At 73.4% G+C, this 16,237-nt stretch carries 10 protein-coding genes; 2 read left to right on the plus strand and 8 right to left on the minus strand.

Annotation, left to right across the window (positions count from 1 at the left end; translation table 11 throughout):
* Positions 1-25: 25 nt before the first annotated feature.
* The 5 genes from HNR40_RS10630 to HNR40_RS10650 form a co-directional block, all read right to left on the minus strand.
* Complete coding sequence (locus HNR40_RS10630; protein WP_184960211.1) at positions 26-1,270, minus strand: TIGR02679 family protein; 1,245 nt, start codon at positions 1,268-1,270, stop codon at positions 26-28.
* The gene (locus HNR40_RS10635) at positions 1,263-5,261 is read right to left on the minus strand and encodes a TIGR02680 family protein (RefSeq protein ID WP_184960213.1); all 3,999 of its coding nucleotides are present in this window, start codon (positions 5,259-5,261) and stop codon (positions 1,263-1,265) included. The genes HNR40_RS10630 and HNR40_RS10635 overlap by 8 nt, the downstream gene beginning before the upstream one ends.
* Positions 5,261-6,391: a TIGR02678 family protein gene (locus HNR40_RS10640; protein ID WP_184960215.1), complete on the minus strand. Its 1,131-nt coding sequence runs from the start codon at positions 6,389-6,391 to the stop codon at positions 5,261-5,263. Before HNR40_RS10640 ends, HNR40_RS10635 begins: the two co-directional genes overlap by 1 nt.
* Positions 6,388-7,890 (minus strand): TIGR02677 family protein, encoded by a 1,503-nt coding sequence (locus tag HNR40_RS10645; protein ID WP_184960217.1) that lies wholly within the window; start codon positions 7,888-7,890, stop codon positions 6,388-6,390. Before HNR40_RS10645 ends, HNR40_RS10640 begins: the two co-directional genes overlap by 4 nt.
* A 130-nt stretch (positions 7,891-8,020) precedes the next feature.
* The gene (locus HNR40_RS10650) at positions 8,021-8,785 is read right to left on the minus strand and encodes a nuclease-related domain-containing protein (protein ID WP_184960219.1); all 765 of its coding nucleotides are present in this window, start codon (positions 8,783-8,785) and stop codon (positions 8,021-8,023) included.
* 154 nt (positions 8,786-8,939) lie between these two features.
* On the opposite strand from HNR40_RS10650, the gene HNR40_RS10655 reads away from it, so the two are divergent.
* Positions 8,940-9,533 carry a TetR/AcrR family transcriptional regulator gene (locus HNR40_RS10655; protein ID WP_184960221.1) on the plus strand — a complete coding sequence of 198 codons (594 nt, stop codon included), beginning with the start codon at positions 8,940-8,942 and terminating at the stop codon, positions 9,531-9,533.
* A 49-nt stretch (positions 9,534-9,582) separates the two neighbouring features.
* Positions 9,583-12,864: a protein kinase domain-containing protein gene (locus HNR40_RS10660; RefSeq protein ID WP_184960223.1), complete on the plus strand. Its 3,282-nt coding sequence runs from the start codon at positions 9,583-9,585 to the stop codon at positions 12,862-12,864.
* On the opposite strand, the gene HNR40_RS53520 is transcribed toward HNR40_RS10660, so the two are convergent.
* Genes HNR40_RS53520 through HNR40_RS10670 form a run of 3 tightly spaced genes read right to left on the minus strand, consistent with a single transcriptional unit; the run spans position 12,844 to position 16,234 of the window.
* On the minus strand, positions 12,844-13,893 hold the full coding sequence (locus tag HNR40_RS53520; RefSeq protein WP_221340284.1) for an acyl-CoA dehydrogenase family protein: 1,050 nt from the start codon (positions 13,891-13,893) through the stop codon (positions 12,844-12,846). The genes HNR40_RS10660 and HNR40_RS53520 overlap by 21 nt on opposite strands.
* Positions 13,890-15,041 carry an acyl-CoA dehydrogenase family protein gene (locus HNR40_RS53525; RefSeq protein ID WP_312896273.1) on the minus strand — a complete coding sequence of 384 codons (1,152 nt, stop codon included), beginning with the start codon at positions 15,039-15,041 and terminating at the stop codon, positions 13,890-13,892. The genes HNR40_RS53520 and HNR40_RS53525 overlap by 4 nt, the downstream gene beginning before the upstream one ends.
* Positions 15,032-16,234 (minus strand): acyl-CoA dehydrogenase family protein, encoded by a 1,203-nt coding sequence (locus tag HNR40_RS10670; protein WP_184960225.1) that lies wholly within the window; start codon positions 16,232-16,234, stop codon positions 15,032-15,034. The genes HNR40_RS53525 and HNR40_RS10670 overlap by 10 nt, the downstream gene beginning before the upstream one ends.
* Between the last annotated feature and the right edge of the window lie 3 nt (positions 16,235-16,237).

The raw sequence follows: 16,237 nt of genomic DNA on the forward strand, positions 1-16,237 counted from the left end.
AGGTCGCTCAGCAGGACGTCTTCGCCTAGAGCGGGGCCAGGTCGCTCAGCAGGTCGGACAGGACCAGCTCCTCCTCCACGCGGACCGCCCGCCGCCGCATCGCCTCCGACAGCGGCGGGTCCCAGGGCGTGGGCACGGCGCGTCCTGCCAGCGGGGCCGCACTGGCCGCCCGCTGGTAGGACGCGGCGTCGTACCGCCACGGCGTGAACCCCACGCGCTCGTGGACGGCCGCGGCGATCGCGACGCCGCCCCAGTCGAAGTCGCCGTGGTAGGCGAACGACGATCCCCCGGCGGCCAGCAGGTCGAGCAGGCGCCAGACGGCCGCGGACGGCCGGCCGTTCACGCAGACCAGGGGCGGGCAGGCGGCGCCGAGGTCGTCCGCGGCGGCGGCCACCACGACGGGGTTCTCGCACAGGCGCACCAGGCCCGCGTTGATCGGTTCCGCGCGGCGGAGCTGGCGCAGCGTGCGCACGTGCGGCTCGCCCGGCGTGGGGTCGCCGGGCAGGCCGAGGCTCAGGACCAGCGACGACAGCTCGTCCAGGTGCACGCCGACTGCCGCCCAGGCCGCCCGCCTGGCGTCGGCGCCGCCTTCCGCCGCGTACGGGAGTCCGGCCAGGGCGCGGGCCGCCGACAGGGCCAGGGTCGCCACCGGGCGGCCGTCGTCCAGGGCGTGCGCGTCACCGCAGGTCTCGGCGGCCAGCCGGCCGATCGGCACCCCCGTGGACGGCAGCCGCGCCAGCACCGCGACGAGCCGGTCCAGCAGGGACCCGGCGTCGGCGGGCTCGGGCGCCAGCCTGCGTACCAGACCGGAGGAGTCCAGCCAGCCCCGCCACCCCGCGAGGGCCTGCCGGTCCGCGACGCGCCCGCCGAGATCCTGCCGGTCCGCGACGCGCCCGTCGAGGGCCTTCCGGTCGGCGAGGTGCGTGTCCAAAGCCGCGAACGCGGTGCGCCAGGCGGTGTCGCGGTCGGCGGCCAGGGCGGTCAGGTCGCGGATCGGGCCGCGCAGGACCGCGACCGCCTGGGCGAGGCCGTCGCAGGCGCCGCTGGCCCGCAGCACCCGGTCGACCTCCTCCAGCGAGACCGACAGCGACGCGCCGCTCCCGGCCCGGCGGCCGAGCAGCGTCTCAACCGCCCGCCGCTGGCCGTGCGTCGCGCCCGCCAGCGACACCGAGCCGGTCAGCGGCTTGCCGCGTTCCAGCCGGGTGCGCGCCCTGTCCACCAGCCACGCCAACTCCTCCCCGCCCAGCAGCCGCGTGAGCCGGTCACTCATCGGCCAGAGCCCCCGGCGCGGGGCGTTCGACCCGGCGGCGCTCCCTGCCGTCCCAGCGCCACGGCGTGACCAGGACGGCGTCGATGCCGTCGCGCCGCGACAGCTGGGCGATGGCCAGGCCGGGCACCTGCGGGTAGCAGCCCCACTCGCGCTCGCTGGTCATCACCACGTCCATGTCGAAGGTGGCCAGCAGGCCGAGGCACTTGGCCCGCGAGTCGTCGTCCACCCCGGCGAACGCCTCGTCGAGCGCGACCAGGCGCGGCGCGTACGGGTTGCCCGCCGACTTGTAGTGCGCGGAGGCGGCGGCGAACAGAGGCACCGAGGCGGCCAGCACCCGCTCCCCGCCGGAGGCGGGACCGGTGGCGGGGCGCCACTGGCCCTCCTGGAGGCGCTGGATGGCGAACTCGTGCCAAGCTCGGTAGTCCAGGGCCCTGGTCAGCGCCTCGATCCAGCCCGCCGCCGGGTTGTCGGCGTGCTCCCTGGCGATGCGCTCCTGCAGGAAGGCGCCGACCGCCGTCCGGTCGTCCTGCGACCACGCGTCGACGGTCTGGCGCAGCTTGCCGCGGACCCGGTCCAGGCCCGCCGGGGCGTTCTTCGCGGTCTTCCACACCAGGCGCAGCCGCATGCCGGTGGAGGTGGGGCGCGACTGGAGCTCCTCGTTCATGCTGCCGACCTCGGTCTCGGCCGCCGCGATGAGCTCGTGCAGCGTTCCGGCGACCTCGTTGAGCAGGTGGTTCTCCAGCAGCTCGCGTTCCTTGGCCGACAGCAGCCGGGCGCGGCCGGCCGTCTCCTCGGCCAGCGCGCCGACCAGGTCGGGGATGTCGCGGGCCCGGCCCTGGAACGTCACGTCGACGATCATGACGCCTTCCGTGACGGTCAGGCCCGCCGAGTGGCCCTGCCTGGCCATCGCGTCGGACAACAGCTTGTGCTCGTCGGCGACCTTGCGCTGGACGCGTTCCCACGGGCCGTCGCCGTCGTCGGCCGCCTCCAGGTCGGCGTTGACCGCCCGCGCGAGGACGACCGTGGGCGTGGCCGACCAGGCGGTGGCCGGGTCCGGCACGTCGCGGCCGGGCAGCGCGATCTTGAGCAGGCCGGTCGCGGCGAACGCGCGGAAGTCGCGCACCGCCTCGTCCCTGGCGCGGGTGGCCTCGACGATCTCGCCGGCCAGCCGTTCGCGCACACCCTCCGCCTTGCCGCGTTCGGTCGCCAGCCGCTGCTGCCTGGCGCGGGCGTCGCTCTCGGCCCGGTCCCGCCCGCGCAGCTCCTGCCGCACCTCCTCCAGGCGGCGGAACAGCTCCTCCACCGCCGCGCCCGCCGTCTCGGCGAGCGAGCGGTACACCTCGGCCGCCGCCCGCGCCCGCTCCCCCGCCTCAGCGGCCAACTGCGCCGCCTCGGCCAGCCGCTCGGCCGCGAGCGCGACCTCCTGCGCGGCCTCACGTTCGGTCTCGCGCGCCATGCTCAGCGCGTGTACGGCCGGCCACAACCTGGCCAGCTCCAATCGGTACTCGGCCAGCGCCGTCCTGATCTCCCCCAGCGGCCCGCGCTCGGCCGGCAAGCCCACGTCACCGGCGAACTCGGCCGCCCGCACCTGGGCCGCGTCGAGCTCGGCCTGCCGGGTGTTCATCACGCCGACGGCGCGCTGGTGGCGCTCGTGGATCGTCCTGCGGCGCTCGTGGGCTCCGGCGAGCTTCACGTGGGCCTCGCGGACCGGGGCGTCGGTGGGGAGTGCGCGGTGCTCGGTGGCCAGGACGGCCTGCCGTACCGCGAGGTCCTGCTTGTCGCGGTCGAGGTCGTCGGCGCGCAGCGTGGCGTCGGCGAGTTCCTGGGCGAGCGCGGCCACGCGGGTACGGCGGGCGGCCTCGCGCGCGCCCTCGCCGATGTGGTCGGCGCCCGCCTTCTGCCAGGCGCCAGCCAGCAGGCCGTTGACCCAGCGGCCGTCGGTGGCGATCCAGGTCGGCGAGCCGGGCCCGAGCCCGATCCCGGCCAGCACGGAGAGCACGATCGCGTCGTCGAGTGCGGCGGCCTGCGGGTCGGCGCGGTCGATCGCGGGGCGCAGCACGTTCGCGCAGGACGGCCCGGTCACCCTGCCGCGCAGGATCACCGTGTCGCCGAGTATCAGCTCGGCCTGCGGGGTCAGCCACGCGTCCAGCAGGCCCGCCGCCTCCAGGGCGGCCTCAAGGCCGGCGCGGTGGTCGGCGGGCACCCCGTCGGCGAAGTCCACGACCTTCCACAACGGCGCGCCCGGCCGGGTGTCGCCGCGCGGGGCGCGCGTGTGCGGGGCGGGCGGCGCGTCGTGGCCGCCCGCCTCCAGCCGGGCGATCTCCACGGCCAGCTCGTCGGCGGCCTGCCGGGCGGCGGCGAGCTCGGCGTCCAGCTCGGTCTCGCGCCGGGCGAGCGCCGCCGTGGCCTGTCTCAGCGCGTCGTCGACGGCGGCGGCCGCCGGATTGGGTCCGGCCGCGTTCTCCGCCCAGTCCTGGAGTACGGCCAGCACGCCGTCCCGATCGGCCACCCGCAGTTCGCTCAGCCCGGTGAGGTAGCCGGTGAAGGAGTCCAGCAGCTCGGCGGCCCGCTCATCGGCGACCTGCCCGGCCAGCGCGATCGCCTCGGCGGCCTCGGTGAGCTCACCGGTCAGCCGGTCGACCTCGGCCCTGGCCGTCGTGACCCCGGCTGCGGCGTCGGCCACCACCTCCAGCAGGCGTTCAAGCTGGGCGATCGCGTGCTCCTGGCTGACGACGGCGTGCTCGGACTCGCGCCGGGACTCCGAAAGCTCGATCCCGGCCCGGCCCGCCGCGTCCCCGGCCGCGCGGTGGATCGTGTCGTGCTCCTCCTGCGCCAGCGCGGCCTTCTCACGCGCGGTCCCGGCCCGGCGGGCCAGCCGCCCGGTCTCGCCGTCGGCGCGGCTCAGCTCCTGGCCGGTGCGCTGGGCGTGCTCGGCCAGGCGGCCCGCCTCCTCGCGGGTCTGGTCCAGCCGCTCCGCGTCGCGCATCTCCGGGCTCTGCTGCAGCGCCGTACGGCGGGCGTCGAGCAGGTTCTTCTCCGTGGCCAGCTCGCTGAGCAGGTCGTCGACCGACTCCAGCTCGGCCTCCGCCGCCGACTGGCGCAGCTCCGCCTCGGCCAGGTCGCGGCCGAGCTGCTCGTAGCGGCTCTGCGTGAGCCTGGGCCCGGCCGCCTTCCGCTTGGTGGCCGTGGCCGCGTAGGTGCGGTAGTGGTCCAGGAAGTCGGCCGCGGCCTTGCGCGCCTCGTCCAGGCCGCGCAGCGCGTCGCGTTCCTCGTCCAGGCCGCGGAAGGCGTCGGCGACCGTGGCCAGCAGCGTGGAGCTGAGCGGGGGCAGCGCCTCGGTGAGGGCCCTGGACAGCAGCTTCTCGTCCGGCCGCTTCGACAGCTGCGGCTGGCGGAGCTGGATCAGCAGGTTGACCAGCGCCTCGTAGCGGTGCTCGCCCAGCCAGAACAGCGCCTCGTCCACAGCCCGCCGGTAGTCGGCCGCCCGGTCGTAGACCATGCCGTGGCCGTCCACGGCCTCGCGCAGGTTCTCCCTGGTCAACGCCACGCCGGTGGGCGAGATCAGGCTCAGCCCCGCCCCGACGCGCTGCGGGGTGACGAAGAACCAGTGCCTGACCACGCCCCGGTCCCTGACCGCCTTCAGCCCGCAGCCGATCGTGCGGAACTCCTCGCTGCCGTCGGCGGCGCGGCGGCCGAACTCCAGCCAGGTGTAGCCGAGCCGCTCCGGATGCGGATGCTTGCCGCCGAGCAGCAGGTTCCACTCCATGCGCTTCTGCCGGTCGCCGTCCGGTTCGACCCGGTGCGAGGTCAGCTCGCCGTCCAGCAGGAAGGGCAGCGTGAGCGCGAGCACCTTCGACTTGCCGGTGCCGTTGTTGCCGCGCAGCAGCAGGCGGCCGTCGTGGAAGTGGAACTCCTCGACGTCGTAGTAGAACATGTCGACCAGGCCCGCGCGCAGCGGCTTCCAGCGCTCCGCGCCGGGGGTGGGCAGCATCAGTTTCCTTTGACCGTAGGCGGATCGAGCGCGTAGCGGGAGATGGCCGGCAGGCCGGTGACCCTGCTCCCTTCCACGTGCGCCAGGCGCAGGGCGGTCAGCTTGCCGAGCGCCACCGCCAGCAGGCCGTCCTCCGCGCCCGGGTCGGTGACGCCCTTGCGCCAGAAGGAGGTGTGCTCGGCGGCCGCGTGCCGGACGAACGCCTTGAGTTCCTCGGTCGAGGCGCTGCCCAGCGCGGCCAGGCGCTCGGCGACCAGCAAGGTGACGTGGCCGTCCGTGCGCTGCTCGGGCAGCCGCACGTCGGTCAGCTCGTCGTCGGGGTCGACCATGGCGATGCCCTCCGCCCTGACCTCGGCGACCAGGCCCGTGGCCTGCTCGATCCTGCGGATGATCGCGTGCCGCTGCGAGGTCAGGTACGCCAGCTCGTCCACCCCCAGATCCTTGAAGTACAGGACCGGATCGTCCAGCAGCCACCTGGTCAGCCGGCGGCGTAACGCCTGGTTGCGCAGGTCGTCGGTGTCGGCGTACGGCTCGGCGGTCAGCTCGGCCAGCCGTTCCTCGAAGGACTCGGCGGTGATCGTGGACGGCCCGCGCAGCCCGGTGAGCAGCCCGGCCAGCACCTTGCGCCGCACGTCGTAGAGGACGTCGCCGGTGTCGGCCAGGTACGCCTCCTCATCACCCGAGACCCGGTCGAGAACTCCCCAGCCGAGCAGCGTACGGACCACCGCCACCAGGTCCCCGCGCTCGGCCCTGCTGCCGAGCGTGAAGGCGTGCTCGGCGCCCGCGTCCAGCACCTCCTCGGCCAGCTTGCCCAGCGTGGTCTGCGCGTCGGCCCGTTCGAGCACGGACAGGGCCAGGCAGAGCACCACGTAACGCCGCCGCCCGAACGGCTCCCCGGCCCGGCCGAGCGCGGGACGGGTCGCGTCCAGCGTGTCCGGCACCGCCTTGAACAGCCGGGCGGACTCCGAGTCCACGACGAGCCGCCAGCCGGTCTCCCTGGTCAGCCAGTCGCGCAGCTCGGCGGCGTGCCGCCGGACCAGCACGAGCTTGTCCGGGTCGCGCAGCAGCGGGCTCATCAGCAGGGCGCGCAGCGCCGCCTGGCACTGGGCCAGCTCCTCCTCGGGGGTCACGCGACCACCGTGATCTCGATCACGTGCTCGGGGCCGGTCAGCAACCCGTCCTCGGTCTCGATCGCGACCATCCCGCCGTCCGGCACCAGCGTGAGCCGTACCTCCATCGAACCGTCGCCGGTCGTGGTCTTCACCTCCGTGTCGTGCGGCCCGCGGGCCGACAGCGCGTCCCCGAGCAGCCCCAGGAACAGCCGGAAGGCCATCGGGTCCAGCACGCCCAGCCGCGACAGCAGCACGGGCCCGTCCGTGCGCAGCCGCTCGCGCGCCCGCGACGTCTGCGCCGCCTCCCGCTCCACCTGCTCCAGCAGAAACCGGCGGGCCTGTGAGCGGTCGGCCACCTTGTTGGGCCTGCCGCGCCGTTCATAGGATCCGGTACGGCGGAGCTGCGGCGAGATCCGGATCGGCGGCGCCTGCGCCCACGGGGTGGAGGCGGGCACCTCGGCGATCTCCTGCGGCGGGATCGTCAGATGCCGGGCCGGGGCCAGCCCGAACGCCGCCCGCCACAGCCGGTGCATCGCGGCCTCGTCCGGCGCGTCCGCGAACCACTTGGCCAGCGTCCTGAAGTCGGCCGAGCGGTCCGATCGGCCGGATCGCCGCTCGTTGAGCAGGCCGACGGTGTCGATGAGCTGCTTGATCGCGGTGACCGCCGACTGCCGCAGCAGCCTGGCCTGTGACGGGTGGCCGACGTCCCGCGAGACGAACCAGTCGCGCAGGCCACGCCACCTGTTCTCCCAGCCGGCCAGCACCTTGGCGTACTCGGCCGCGGCGTCGGCGCCGTCCGGCACCGCGTCGGCGGCCTCGCGCCGGGCGGCCGTCTCCAGCAGCGCGTGCTGGCCCAGTTCCTCCAGTTCGAGCAGCAGCCGGGCGATGCGGGCGCCGGAGTTGGCCAGCTCGGCGATGAAGCGGTTGATGTAGTCGATCAACCGCTCCTTGTAGGCGATGAAGCCGTCCACGTCGCCGTCGGCGAAGTCGATCGCGCGCCGCAGCGAGGCCATGAACGCCCGCGCGTTGTCGGCCAGCGACGCGAACCGCTCGGCCAGGGAGATCAGGATCAGGTGAACGCCCGCCGGATCGGGGTCGTCCTGCCTGCTCAGCGTGACCAGGGCCTGGAGCTGGTCGGCGATGTCGCCGAGCGCCACCGCCTGGAGCTGGCCCCGCCGGCCGATCGCCTCCTCGTAGAAGGCGATGGCCTGCTCGGCCGCCTGCCCGGCGGCGGTCAGCTGGAAGAGCAGCCGCTTGCGGTGGAAGTCCTCGACCGACGACACCCTGCCGGTGTCGGCGTCGGAGCGCAGGTTGCCCCAGTCCACGAGCCGCTTGAGCGCCTGGGCGAGCTGGTCGTCGCTGTCGCGCCGTAACTCCGCGGCGATCTCCTCCGGCCGCAGGTGGACCACGAACCGCTCCTTGGCCCGCGCGAACGCCACCAGGATCTCCCGGTAGAACGCGGCGTTGGGCGCGCTCAGGTGAGCGAACGCCTGCGGTTGCTGAGGAGCGGGAGCCATATGTCTAGTGTGAACAATTCCGATCGGGTGTCACCCTGATTGACCCGCACCGTATCCATCATGCGATCAACCGCCCTCCGTGCTATGGACCGGCAGGGCGGAGCGCCGCCGGCGGACGGCGCTCACTCGCTCACATGCGGTGGAGTTCCCGGGCGGCGATACGGGCGAGGAGTTCCACCTGCGTGGTGCTCAGCGCCGCGGAGGAGCTCGCCCGGATCATGCGGGGCGCCAGATGCGGCTTGAGCAGGGTGAGACCTTCGGCCGTGAGCAGGCCGCCTCTCGGCATCATCCCGCAGTGCACCGCGATCATCGGGGTGATCGTGACCGGGATGCCGGTTTCCTTGGTGAGGAGCTCGGCGAACGCGTTGCCGGTCTCCACCAGGCCGTTGGCGACCTTGGTGCCGAACTTCTCGCCGAAGAACAGCCGGCCACCGTAAGAGGCGATCTCGGTGTCCGGGCTCCACGACTCGTTGTCGATGATCCAGACACCGCCGGGGCCGATGACCAGATGATCGATGGAGGCCTGACCGCGGATCGCGCGGCCGTCGAGCACGCGGTAACCCTGCTTGGTCAGCGCGCGGCGCAGCGTCTTTCCGGTGATCGCCTCACCGCGGCGGCGTCCTCGCCAGACCGCGGTGGCGCGGAACTGCGCCCAGTACCAGTACCAGTCGGCGCCTGCCACGATGCCGGCCAGGCCCAGCGCGTAGAGCGCGGGGAACGGCAGGTCGAAGCGGATCGCCAAGGCCAGGCCGGCCGCGAAGCCCACGGCGGCCTTGATCGCACGGTTGCGACGGCGGTTCTTGGTGTCCTCCCTCCAGAACTTCTCGTAGTACCACTGGGGCGACGACCCCGTGAACTTCGGGTCCTGCTGCACATAGATCGAGCCACCAGGCACGGCAAACTCCCCGAGTTGCTAGGAAATACTTGGATCTGCCACGCCGGAGATCCCTCGCCACGTCACGTGATACCCAATATCAAACAAAGGCCACCCTAAGGTGAGGGAAATAGCACCGCGAATCACGCACGAGACGCTCAACCGACCAGTCGGTATGCTGGGGTTCGTGACGGGGAAGGATGAGCCGGTGCGCCGGCGGCTGCTCAGCGAGGCGACGAGGCTGTTCGCCGAGCGCGGGTTCGAGGGCACCTCGGTGCAGGAGATCGTGGCCGCCGCGGGGGTGACCAAGGGCGCCATGTACCACTACTTCGACTCCAAGGACGACCTGCTGCATGAGATCTACGCGCGGGTGCTGCGGATGCAGATGGAACGGCTGACGCAGATCGCCGACGAACCCCGCCCGGTCAGGGAACGGCTGCGCGACGCCGCAGCGGACGTGGTCGAGACCAGTACCGCCAACCTCGACGATTCCAAGATCTTCTTCCGGTCGATGCATCTGCTGGCCCCGGAGACGCAGAAGAGCGTGCGGGCCGAGCGCCGACGCTACCACGAGCGTTTCCGGGACCTCGTCACCGAGGGGCAGCGCGAAGGCGTCTTCCGCGAGGACATCCAGGCCGAGATCGTCGTCGACTTCTTCTTCGGCTCGGTGCACCACCTGGGCAGCTGGTACCACACCGACGGGCCGCTGTCCGGGGGCGAAGTGGGCCGCCAGTTCGCCGAACTCCTCCTGACCTCGCTCAAGCCGTGACCCCCTACCCATGGACAACCGCCGGATTTTGCGCATCATCTAAGTCTTTGTGAAGACGGATCCCGAACACCTCGGCGGCTACTGGATAGCCGGACGCCTCGGCAGCGGCGGCCAGGGTGTGGTCTACGAGGCCTACGACGACGCCGGCGAGCGGTACGCGCTCAAGGCACTGCACACCGCGCCGGACGAGCGTGAGGTCGAGGCGGCCCGGCGGGTCCGGTCCTTGTGCGTGTCTCGGGTGCTGGCCGCCGGGGTGGACGGGGGCACGCCGTACGTGGTGAGCGAGTTCGTGGCCGGGCCGAGTCTGCGGGTCAAGGTCGGCGAGTCCGGCCCGTACCAGGGCATCGACCTGCACCGCCTGGCCACCGGCGCGGCGACCGCGCTCACCGCGATCCACGAGGCCGGGGTGGTGCACCGGGACCTCACCCCGGACAACGTCCTGCTCGGCCCCGACGGCCCCAAGGTGATCGACTTCGGCCTCCCTCCTTCGCCGGGCCGGTCCCCCGAGCCCGCACCCGCGGACCAGACGCCCGAGGACGACGTCCACGCGTGGGGTCGTCTCACGCTGTTCGCCGCCACCGGTGAGGAGACCGGCTCCGTGGCGGCGCTGGAGCCGCCGCTGCGTGACCTGGTGGCCCAGGCCCTCGACGAGGACGCCAACCGGCGGCCGTCCGCCCGCGACCTGCTGCTGAAGCTGCTGGACAGCGCGGGCGACCCGCTGGCCGAGGGTGCCGAGACCGCCCGTGGCCTGCGCACCGACGCGCCCGAGCCGTCGCTGGGAGAGCTGGCGGAGCAGGTGTACACCGGGCTGAGCCGGGCGGAACAGGACGCCGCCCCCGCGGTCTTCCTCCACCTGACCGGCAAGACCACCGGCGGCCACGACATCACCCGCCCCGCCGCCGCCCTGGTCGTCCAGAGGTACACCGACGCCGGGCTCCTCCACAGGCCGGGTGAGGGGCGTGTGGTGCTGGCGCACTCGGCGTTGCTGGTGGCCTGGCCGAGGCTGCGGGAGTGGATGGAGGGCGGGCCGGTCGTTTCCCTGGCCGAGGCGGCCGATGCCTGGCAGCGGAGGGGGCGGCGGGCGGCGGATCTGCCGCAGGGTGAGCGGCTCGACACCGTGCTGGGCTGGGCCGCCGGTGGGCAGTTGGTGGCGCTGAGCCGTACCGAGAGAGAGTTCGTCGTGGCCGGGACCCGGCTGGCCGGGGTCAGGGCGCGGCGGCGGGGAGTTGTGGCGGGCGTGCTCGCGGCGCTGCTCGTCGTGGCGCTGGCCACCGCGGGGGTGGCCTTCTGGCAAGCCGGTACGGCGACGCAGGCGCTCGCCGAGACGACGGCCAAGGCGCTGGCCGGAACGGCGGGGACGCTGCGGACCGGCGACCCGATCACCTCGCGGCTGCTGAGTGCGGCGGCCTGGCGGCTGGCGCCGGTCGCGGAGGCTCGCTCGGCGCTGATGGCGGCGGCGACGGACCCCGTGCGGGACGTTTTCGCCGATCCGGACGCCGGCGCCGACTCCGTGTACGCCCTCGACCAGGCGGGGCGCTGGCTCGTGGCGGTGCGCGGGGGCACGGCGCGGGTGTGGGACCCGGTGTCCAAGACGCTGCTGATGGAGGTCAGGGGCGCGGGACGGTCGGCGCGGCTGGCGGCGCTGAACCCGGCGGGCACCACCCTGGCCGTCGCCACGACCGGTGACGTGCGGGTGTTCGACACACGTTCCGGCATCCTGTTGCGGTCGTTGCCGGTGAAGGCGGCGCTGGCGCTGTCGTATCAGGGCGAGATTCTCTCCACGACCGACAAGTCGGGCTTGGGGGTGTTGTGGCGGGCTGACGGCGGGCAGGTGACGGCGCGGCCGATGAGCATGCTGAGCACGGACGGGCGGCGGGTGCTGGCCACCTCGGTCGCCAGCGATGTGGTCGCGCCCAGGCCGCCGGAGATCCTGGAGGGCGGCGGCAAGCTCGACCTGCCCTGGCTGACCGCGCTCCGGGGCGCCGTCACGGCCGGGGCGCTCGGCCCCGACGGCACCACGGTCGTGCTGTCGGGCCCCTCGGGCACCCGCGTCCACGACCTGGCCAGCGGCCGGACGCTGGCCAGCACCGGTCCGGCCGCCTCGTCCCTGTCCTACTCCCCCGACGGCCGCCTGCTCGCCCAGGGCGGCCGGGAGGGCGTCGCCGTCTGGCAGACCGGAACCTGGCAACGCATGCTGAACATCCCCGACCGTGCCGCCTCCCCCACGAACGACTCCCCCGCCCGGGGCGACTCCCCTACGAGCGACTCCCCTACGCGAGGCGACTCCCCTGCGGGAGGCGACTCCCCTGCGGGAGGCGACTCCTCGCAGGGGCGTGACACCGAGGGCCTGGGGCGGGCGCTGGTGGTCGGGCCTTCCGGGGTGCGGTACGCCGGTCCGGGCGGCCGGGTGCGGACCTACACGGTCCCGGCCACCGCGCAACCACCCTTCGGGCCAGGCACCCGGGCCCTGAGCAGGGACGGCCGGATCCTGGCCGTGGCCGACGGGACCACGATCACGCTCTGGGACTCGGGCCGGCTCACCGCCACCCTGCCCAGCACCGCCACTCTGATGGCCTTCAGCTGGGACGGCAAGCGACTGGCCGTGGCCACCCCGGGTCAGCCCTCCGTGGACGTCTGGGACCTGGCCGAGAACAGCAGGATCAGCACGCTGAGCTCCTCCCCGGCCTCCGGCCTGGCCTACTCCCCCGACGGCAGAACGCTGGCGGTGGCCTCGAAGGACTGGGTCGAACTCCACGCCGCCGGGCAGGTGCGCCGCGTGGCGGGGGTGACCGGGCCCGGACTGGTGTGGAGGCCCGACGGGCTGCTGCTGGTCGCGTACGACGACGAGCGTGTCCACACCGTGGACCCGCTGACCGCCGCGCCGTCGGTCCCCAACGCCAACGGCAAGGCCGCCGGTGTGGTCGCCTTCAGCGCCGACGGCAGGATGGCGGCGACCGGCAACACGCTCGGCCACATCACGCTCTGGGACACCGCCCTGCGCGCCCCGCTGGGCCCGCCGCTGGTGACCGGGAAGCGGGTGCGCGCGCTGATGTTCTCGCGGGACGGCGCCGTGCTGGCTGCCGCCGGGCAGGACGGGCTGACGCTCTGGGACGTGCGGACCGGCGCCAGGCTCGGCCAGCCGGTGGAGGTCGGCGAGCCCGTCCTGGCCCAGGGCTCCGACGTCCTGGCGATCGGCGCCGACGGACAAAGGCGGACGATCGCCGTGGACCCGGAACGGGCGCTGCGCGGCATCTGCGCCCAGGACGGCGAGCTGTCGCCGGCCGCCTGGGCGCGGTATCTGCCGGGCCTGTCACCCAGGAAGATCTGCTAGCTCCGCCAGCGCCGCGCGATGGTCGCCGGGCGTGCCGAGCGCGATCTCGGTGGCCTTCGCGCGCTTCAGGTAGAGGTGGATGGGGTGCTCCCAGGTCATCCCGATCCCGCCGTGCAACTGCACCGCCTCCTCGGCCACGTGTACGGCCACGCCCGCGTTCCACGCCTGGGCCACCGCGACCGCCAGCGGAGAGGTGTCGGCGGCGGCGTTGCGCGCGGCGGCCCTGGCACGGACCACGTCCAGCCAGAGGTCGGCCAGCCGGTGCTTGATCGCCTGGAAGGAGCCGATCGGCCGGGCGAACTGGTGGCGTTCGCGGACGTAGGCCAGCGTGGTCTCCAGGCACCACTCGGCCACCCCGAGCTGTTCCGAGGCGAGCAGCCCGGCCCCGAACCGCAGTACCTCGGCCACGTCGCACGACCCGAGCCGCGCGGCGGCGGCCCCGGAGAAGGCGACGGTCGCGACGGGCCTGGTCAGGTCGAGTGAGGGGCGCGTGGTGATCTCCGCGTGCCCGGCCTCGACCAGGTAGAGCGCGCCACCGGCCGGGACCAGCAGCACGTCGGCGGCCTCGGCGCCCGCCACGTCCGCCACAGTGCCGGTGAGGGTCGTGCCGGACGCCTCCACTGTGTCGGCGGCCCGGTGGTAGGGGGTCGCGGTGAAGGGGACGGCGAGCGCGGCTGTCGTGTCGCCGGAGGCCAGCCGGCCGAGCAGGTCGGCGGCCCCCGCGTCCAGCGCGGCCCTGGTGGCCAGGACCGAGCTGGTGAAGAACGGCACCGGCGCCGCTCCCCTGCCCAGCTCCTCCAGGACGACGGCCACCTCGCTGGCCGAGGCGCCGGCGCCGCCGTACGACTCGGGGATCAGCAGGCCCGCCACGCCGATCTCGCGCGAGAGCGTCTTCCACAGGTCGAGGTCGTACGGCGCGGGGGACTCCACGCGCTTCAGCACCGCCGAGGGCGGGCAGCGGTCGGCCAGCAGCGCGCGGACGGCGGCCCGCAGCTCCTCCTCGACCTCCGTGTACAGCAGAGTGGTCACCGCGGCAGGTCCTTCCAGGGCACGTCCTTGTCGATGCGGGGCTCCGAGGGCAGGCCGAGCACGCGCTCGGAGACGATGTTGCGCAGGATCTCCGAGGTGCCGCCCTCGATGGAGTTGCCCTTGGCGCGCAGGTAGCGGTAGCCGGGGCCGCGGCCGAGCATGTCGACGTCCTCGGAGCGGCGGAACGACCAGTCGTCGTAGCCGAGGTCGCGGCGCAGCTCCAGGTCCAGGCCGGTGAGCTCCTGGTTGAGCTTGGCGAAGGAGAGCTTCATGCCGGAGCCCTCCGGTCCGGGCTGGCCGGCGGCCAGTTGTTCGCGCAGCCGTACCGCGGAAAGGCGGGTGACCTCGGACTCGACCCAGAGCTTGAGCAGGCGCTGGTGGAGTTCGGGGGTGCGCAGGTCGGGGCGGGAGCGCCAGGTGTCGGAGACGACGCCGATCATGCCGCCGCCCCGGCGGCCCGGGGTGCCGCCGATGGCGACGCGCTCGTTCATGAGCGTGGTCTGGGCGACCCGCCAGCCGTCGCCGACCTCGCCGAGGCGCAGGTCGTCGGACAGGCGCACGCCGGTGAGGAAGACCTCGTTGAACTCGGCCTCGCCGGTGATCTGGCGCAGCGGGCGCACCTCGACGCCGGGGGCGCTCATGTCGCAGACGAAGTAGGTCATGCCGCGGTGTTTGGGCACGTCCGGATCGGTGCGGGTGACGAGGATGGCCCAGCGGGCGTGGTGGGCGCCCGACGTCCATACCTTCTGGCCGTCCACGACCCATTCGTCGCCGTCGCGTACGGCGCGGGTGGCGAGGGTGGCCAGGTCGGATCCGGCGCCGGGCTCGGAGAAGAGCTGGCACCAGATCTCCTCGCCGGTGTAGAGGGGGCGCAGGAAACGTTCCTTCTGCTCCTGGGTGCCGAAGGCGAGGATCGTCGGCGCGGCCATGCCGAGTCCAATGGCCTGCAGGCCGATGTTGGGCTGCGGGGTGTGGGCGAGCTCCTTCTCCACAACCTGCTGCAGGTCGCGGGGCGCCCCGAGGCCGCCGAGCCCCTCGGGGAAGTGCACCCACGCCAGCCCCGCCTCGAACCGGGCCCGCAGGAAGCCCACCTGGTCGGCGGGGTCGGCCGAGGCGAGCAGGCCGGCGATCCTGTCCCTTACATCCACTTCTTCAGCTCCCGGTAGGCAAGAGAACGTTTGTGCACCTCGTCGGGCCCGTCGGCGAACCTGAGCGAGCGGGCGCCCGCCCACAGGCCGGCCAGCGGGAAGTCCTGGGAGACGCCGCCCGCGCCGTGGACCTGGATGGCCTTGTCGAGGATCCACTCGACGGTGATCGGCGTGGAGATCTTGATGGCCTGGATCTCGGTGTGGGCGCCGCGGTTGCCGACGGTGTCCATGAGCCAGGCGGTCTTCAGCACCAGCAGCCGCAGCTGCTCGATCTTGATGCGGGACTCGGCGATCCAGTCCTGGACCACGCCCTGCTGGGCGACGGGCTTGCCGAAGGTGGTGCGGGCCAGCGCCCGCTTGCACATCATCTCGACGGCCCGCTCGGCCATGCCGATCAGGCGCATGCAGTGGTGGATGCGGCCGGGGCCGAGGCGGGCCTGGGCGACCGCGAAGCCGCCGCCCTCCTCGCCGATGAGGTTCTCGGCGGGCACCCTGACGTCCTCGAAGACCATTTCGGCGTGGCCGCCGTGGTCGGCGTCGGTGTAGCCGAAGACGTGCATGCCGCGCTTGATGTGCAGCCCGGGAGCGTCGCGCGGGACCAGGATCATGCTCTGCTGGCGGTGTGAGGGCGCCTCGGGGTCCGTCTTGCCCATCACGATGAAGATCTTGCAGTTGGGGTTCATGGCGCCGGAGATGAACCACTTGCGGCCGTTGATCACGTACTCGTCGCCGTCGCGGGTGATCGAGGTCGCGATGTTGGTGGCGTCGGAGGAGGCCACGTCGGGCTCGGTCATCGCGAACGCCGAGCGGATCTCGCCGTCCAGCAGGGGCCGCAGCCACTCCTTGCGCTGCCACTCGCTGCCGAACATGGAGAGGACCTCCATGTTGCCGGTGTCGGGCGCTGCGCAGTTGGTGGCCACCGGCGCGATGGCCGGCGACCTGCCCATGATCTCCGCCAGCGGGGCGTACTGGAGGTTCGTCAGCCCCGCGCCGTGGTCCCCGGGCAGGAACAGGTTCCACAACCCGCGTTTCCTGGCCTCGTCCTTGAGGTCGGCCAGGAGCGGGGGCGCGCTCCAGCCGCTCTCCGCGGCCTGTTCCTCGAAGGCGGCCTCGGCCGGATAGACACATTCGTCCATGAAGCGGAGCAGGCGCTCGCGCAGGTCCTCGGTGACGCTGTCGAAGGCGAAGTCCATAGC

The sequence above is a fragment of the Nonomuraea endophytica genome (genome assembly GCF_014203235.1).
In the GTDB taxonomy this organism is placed as follows: domain Bacteria; phylum Actinomycetota; class Actinomycetes; order Streptosporangiales; family Streptosporangiaceae; genus Nonomuraea; species Nonomuraea endophytica.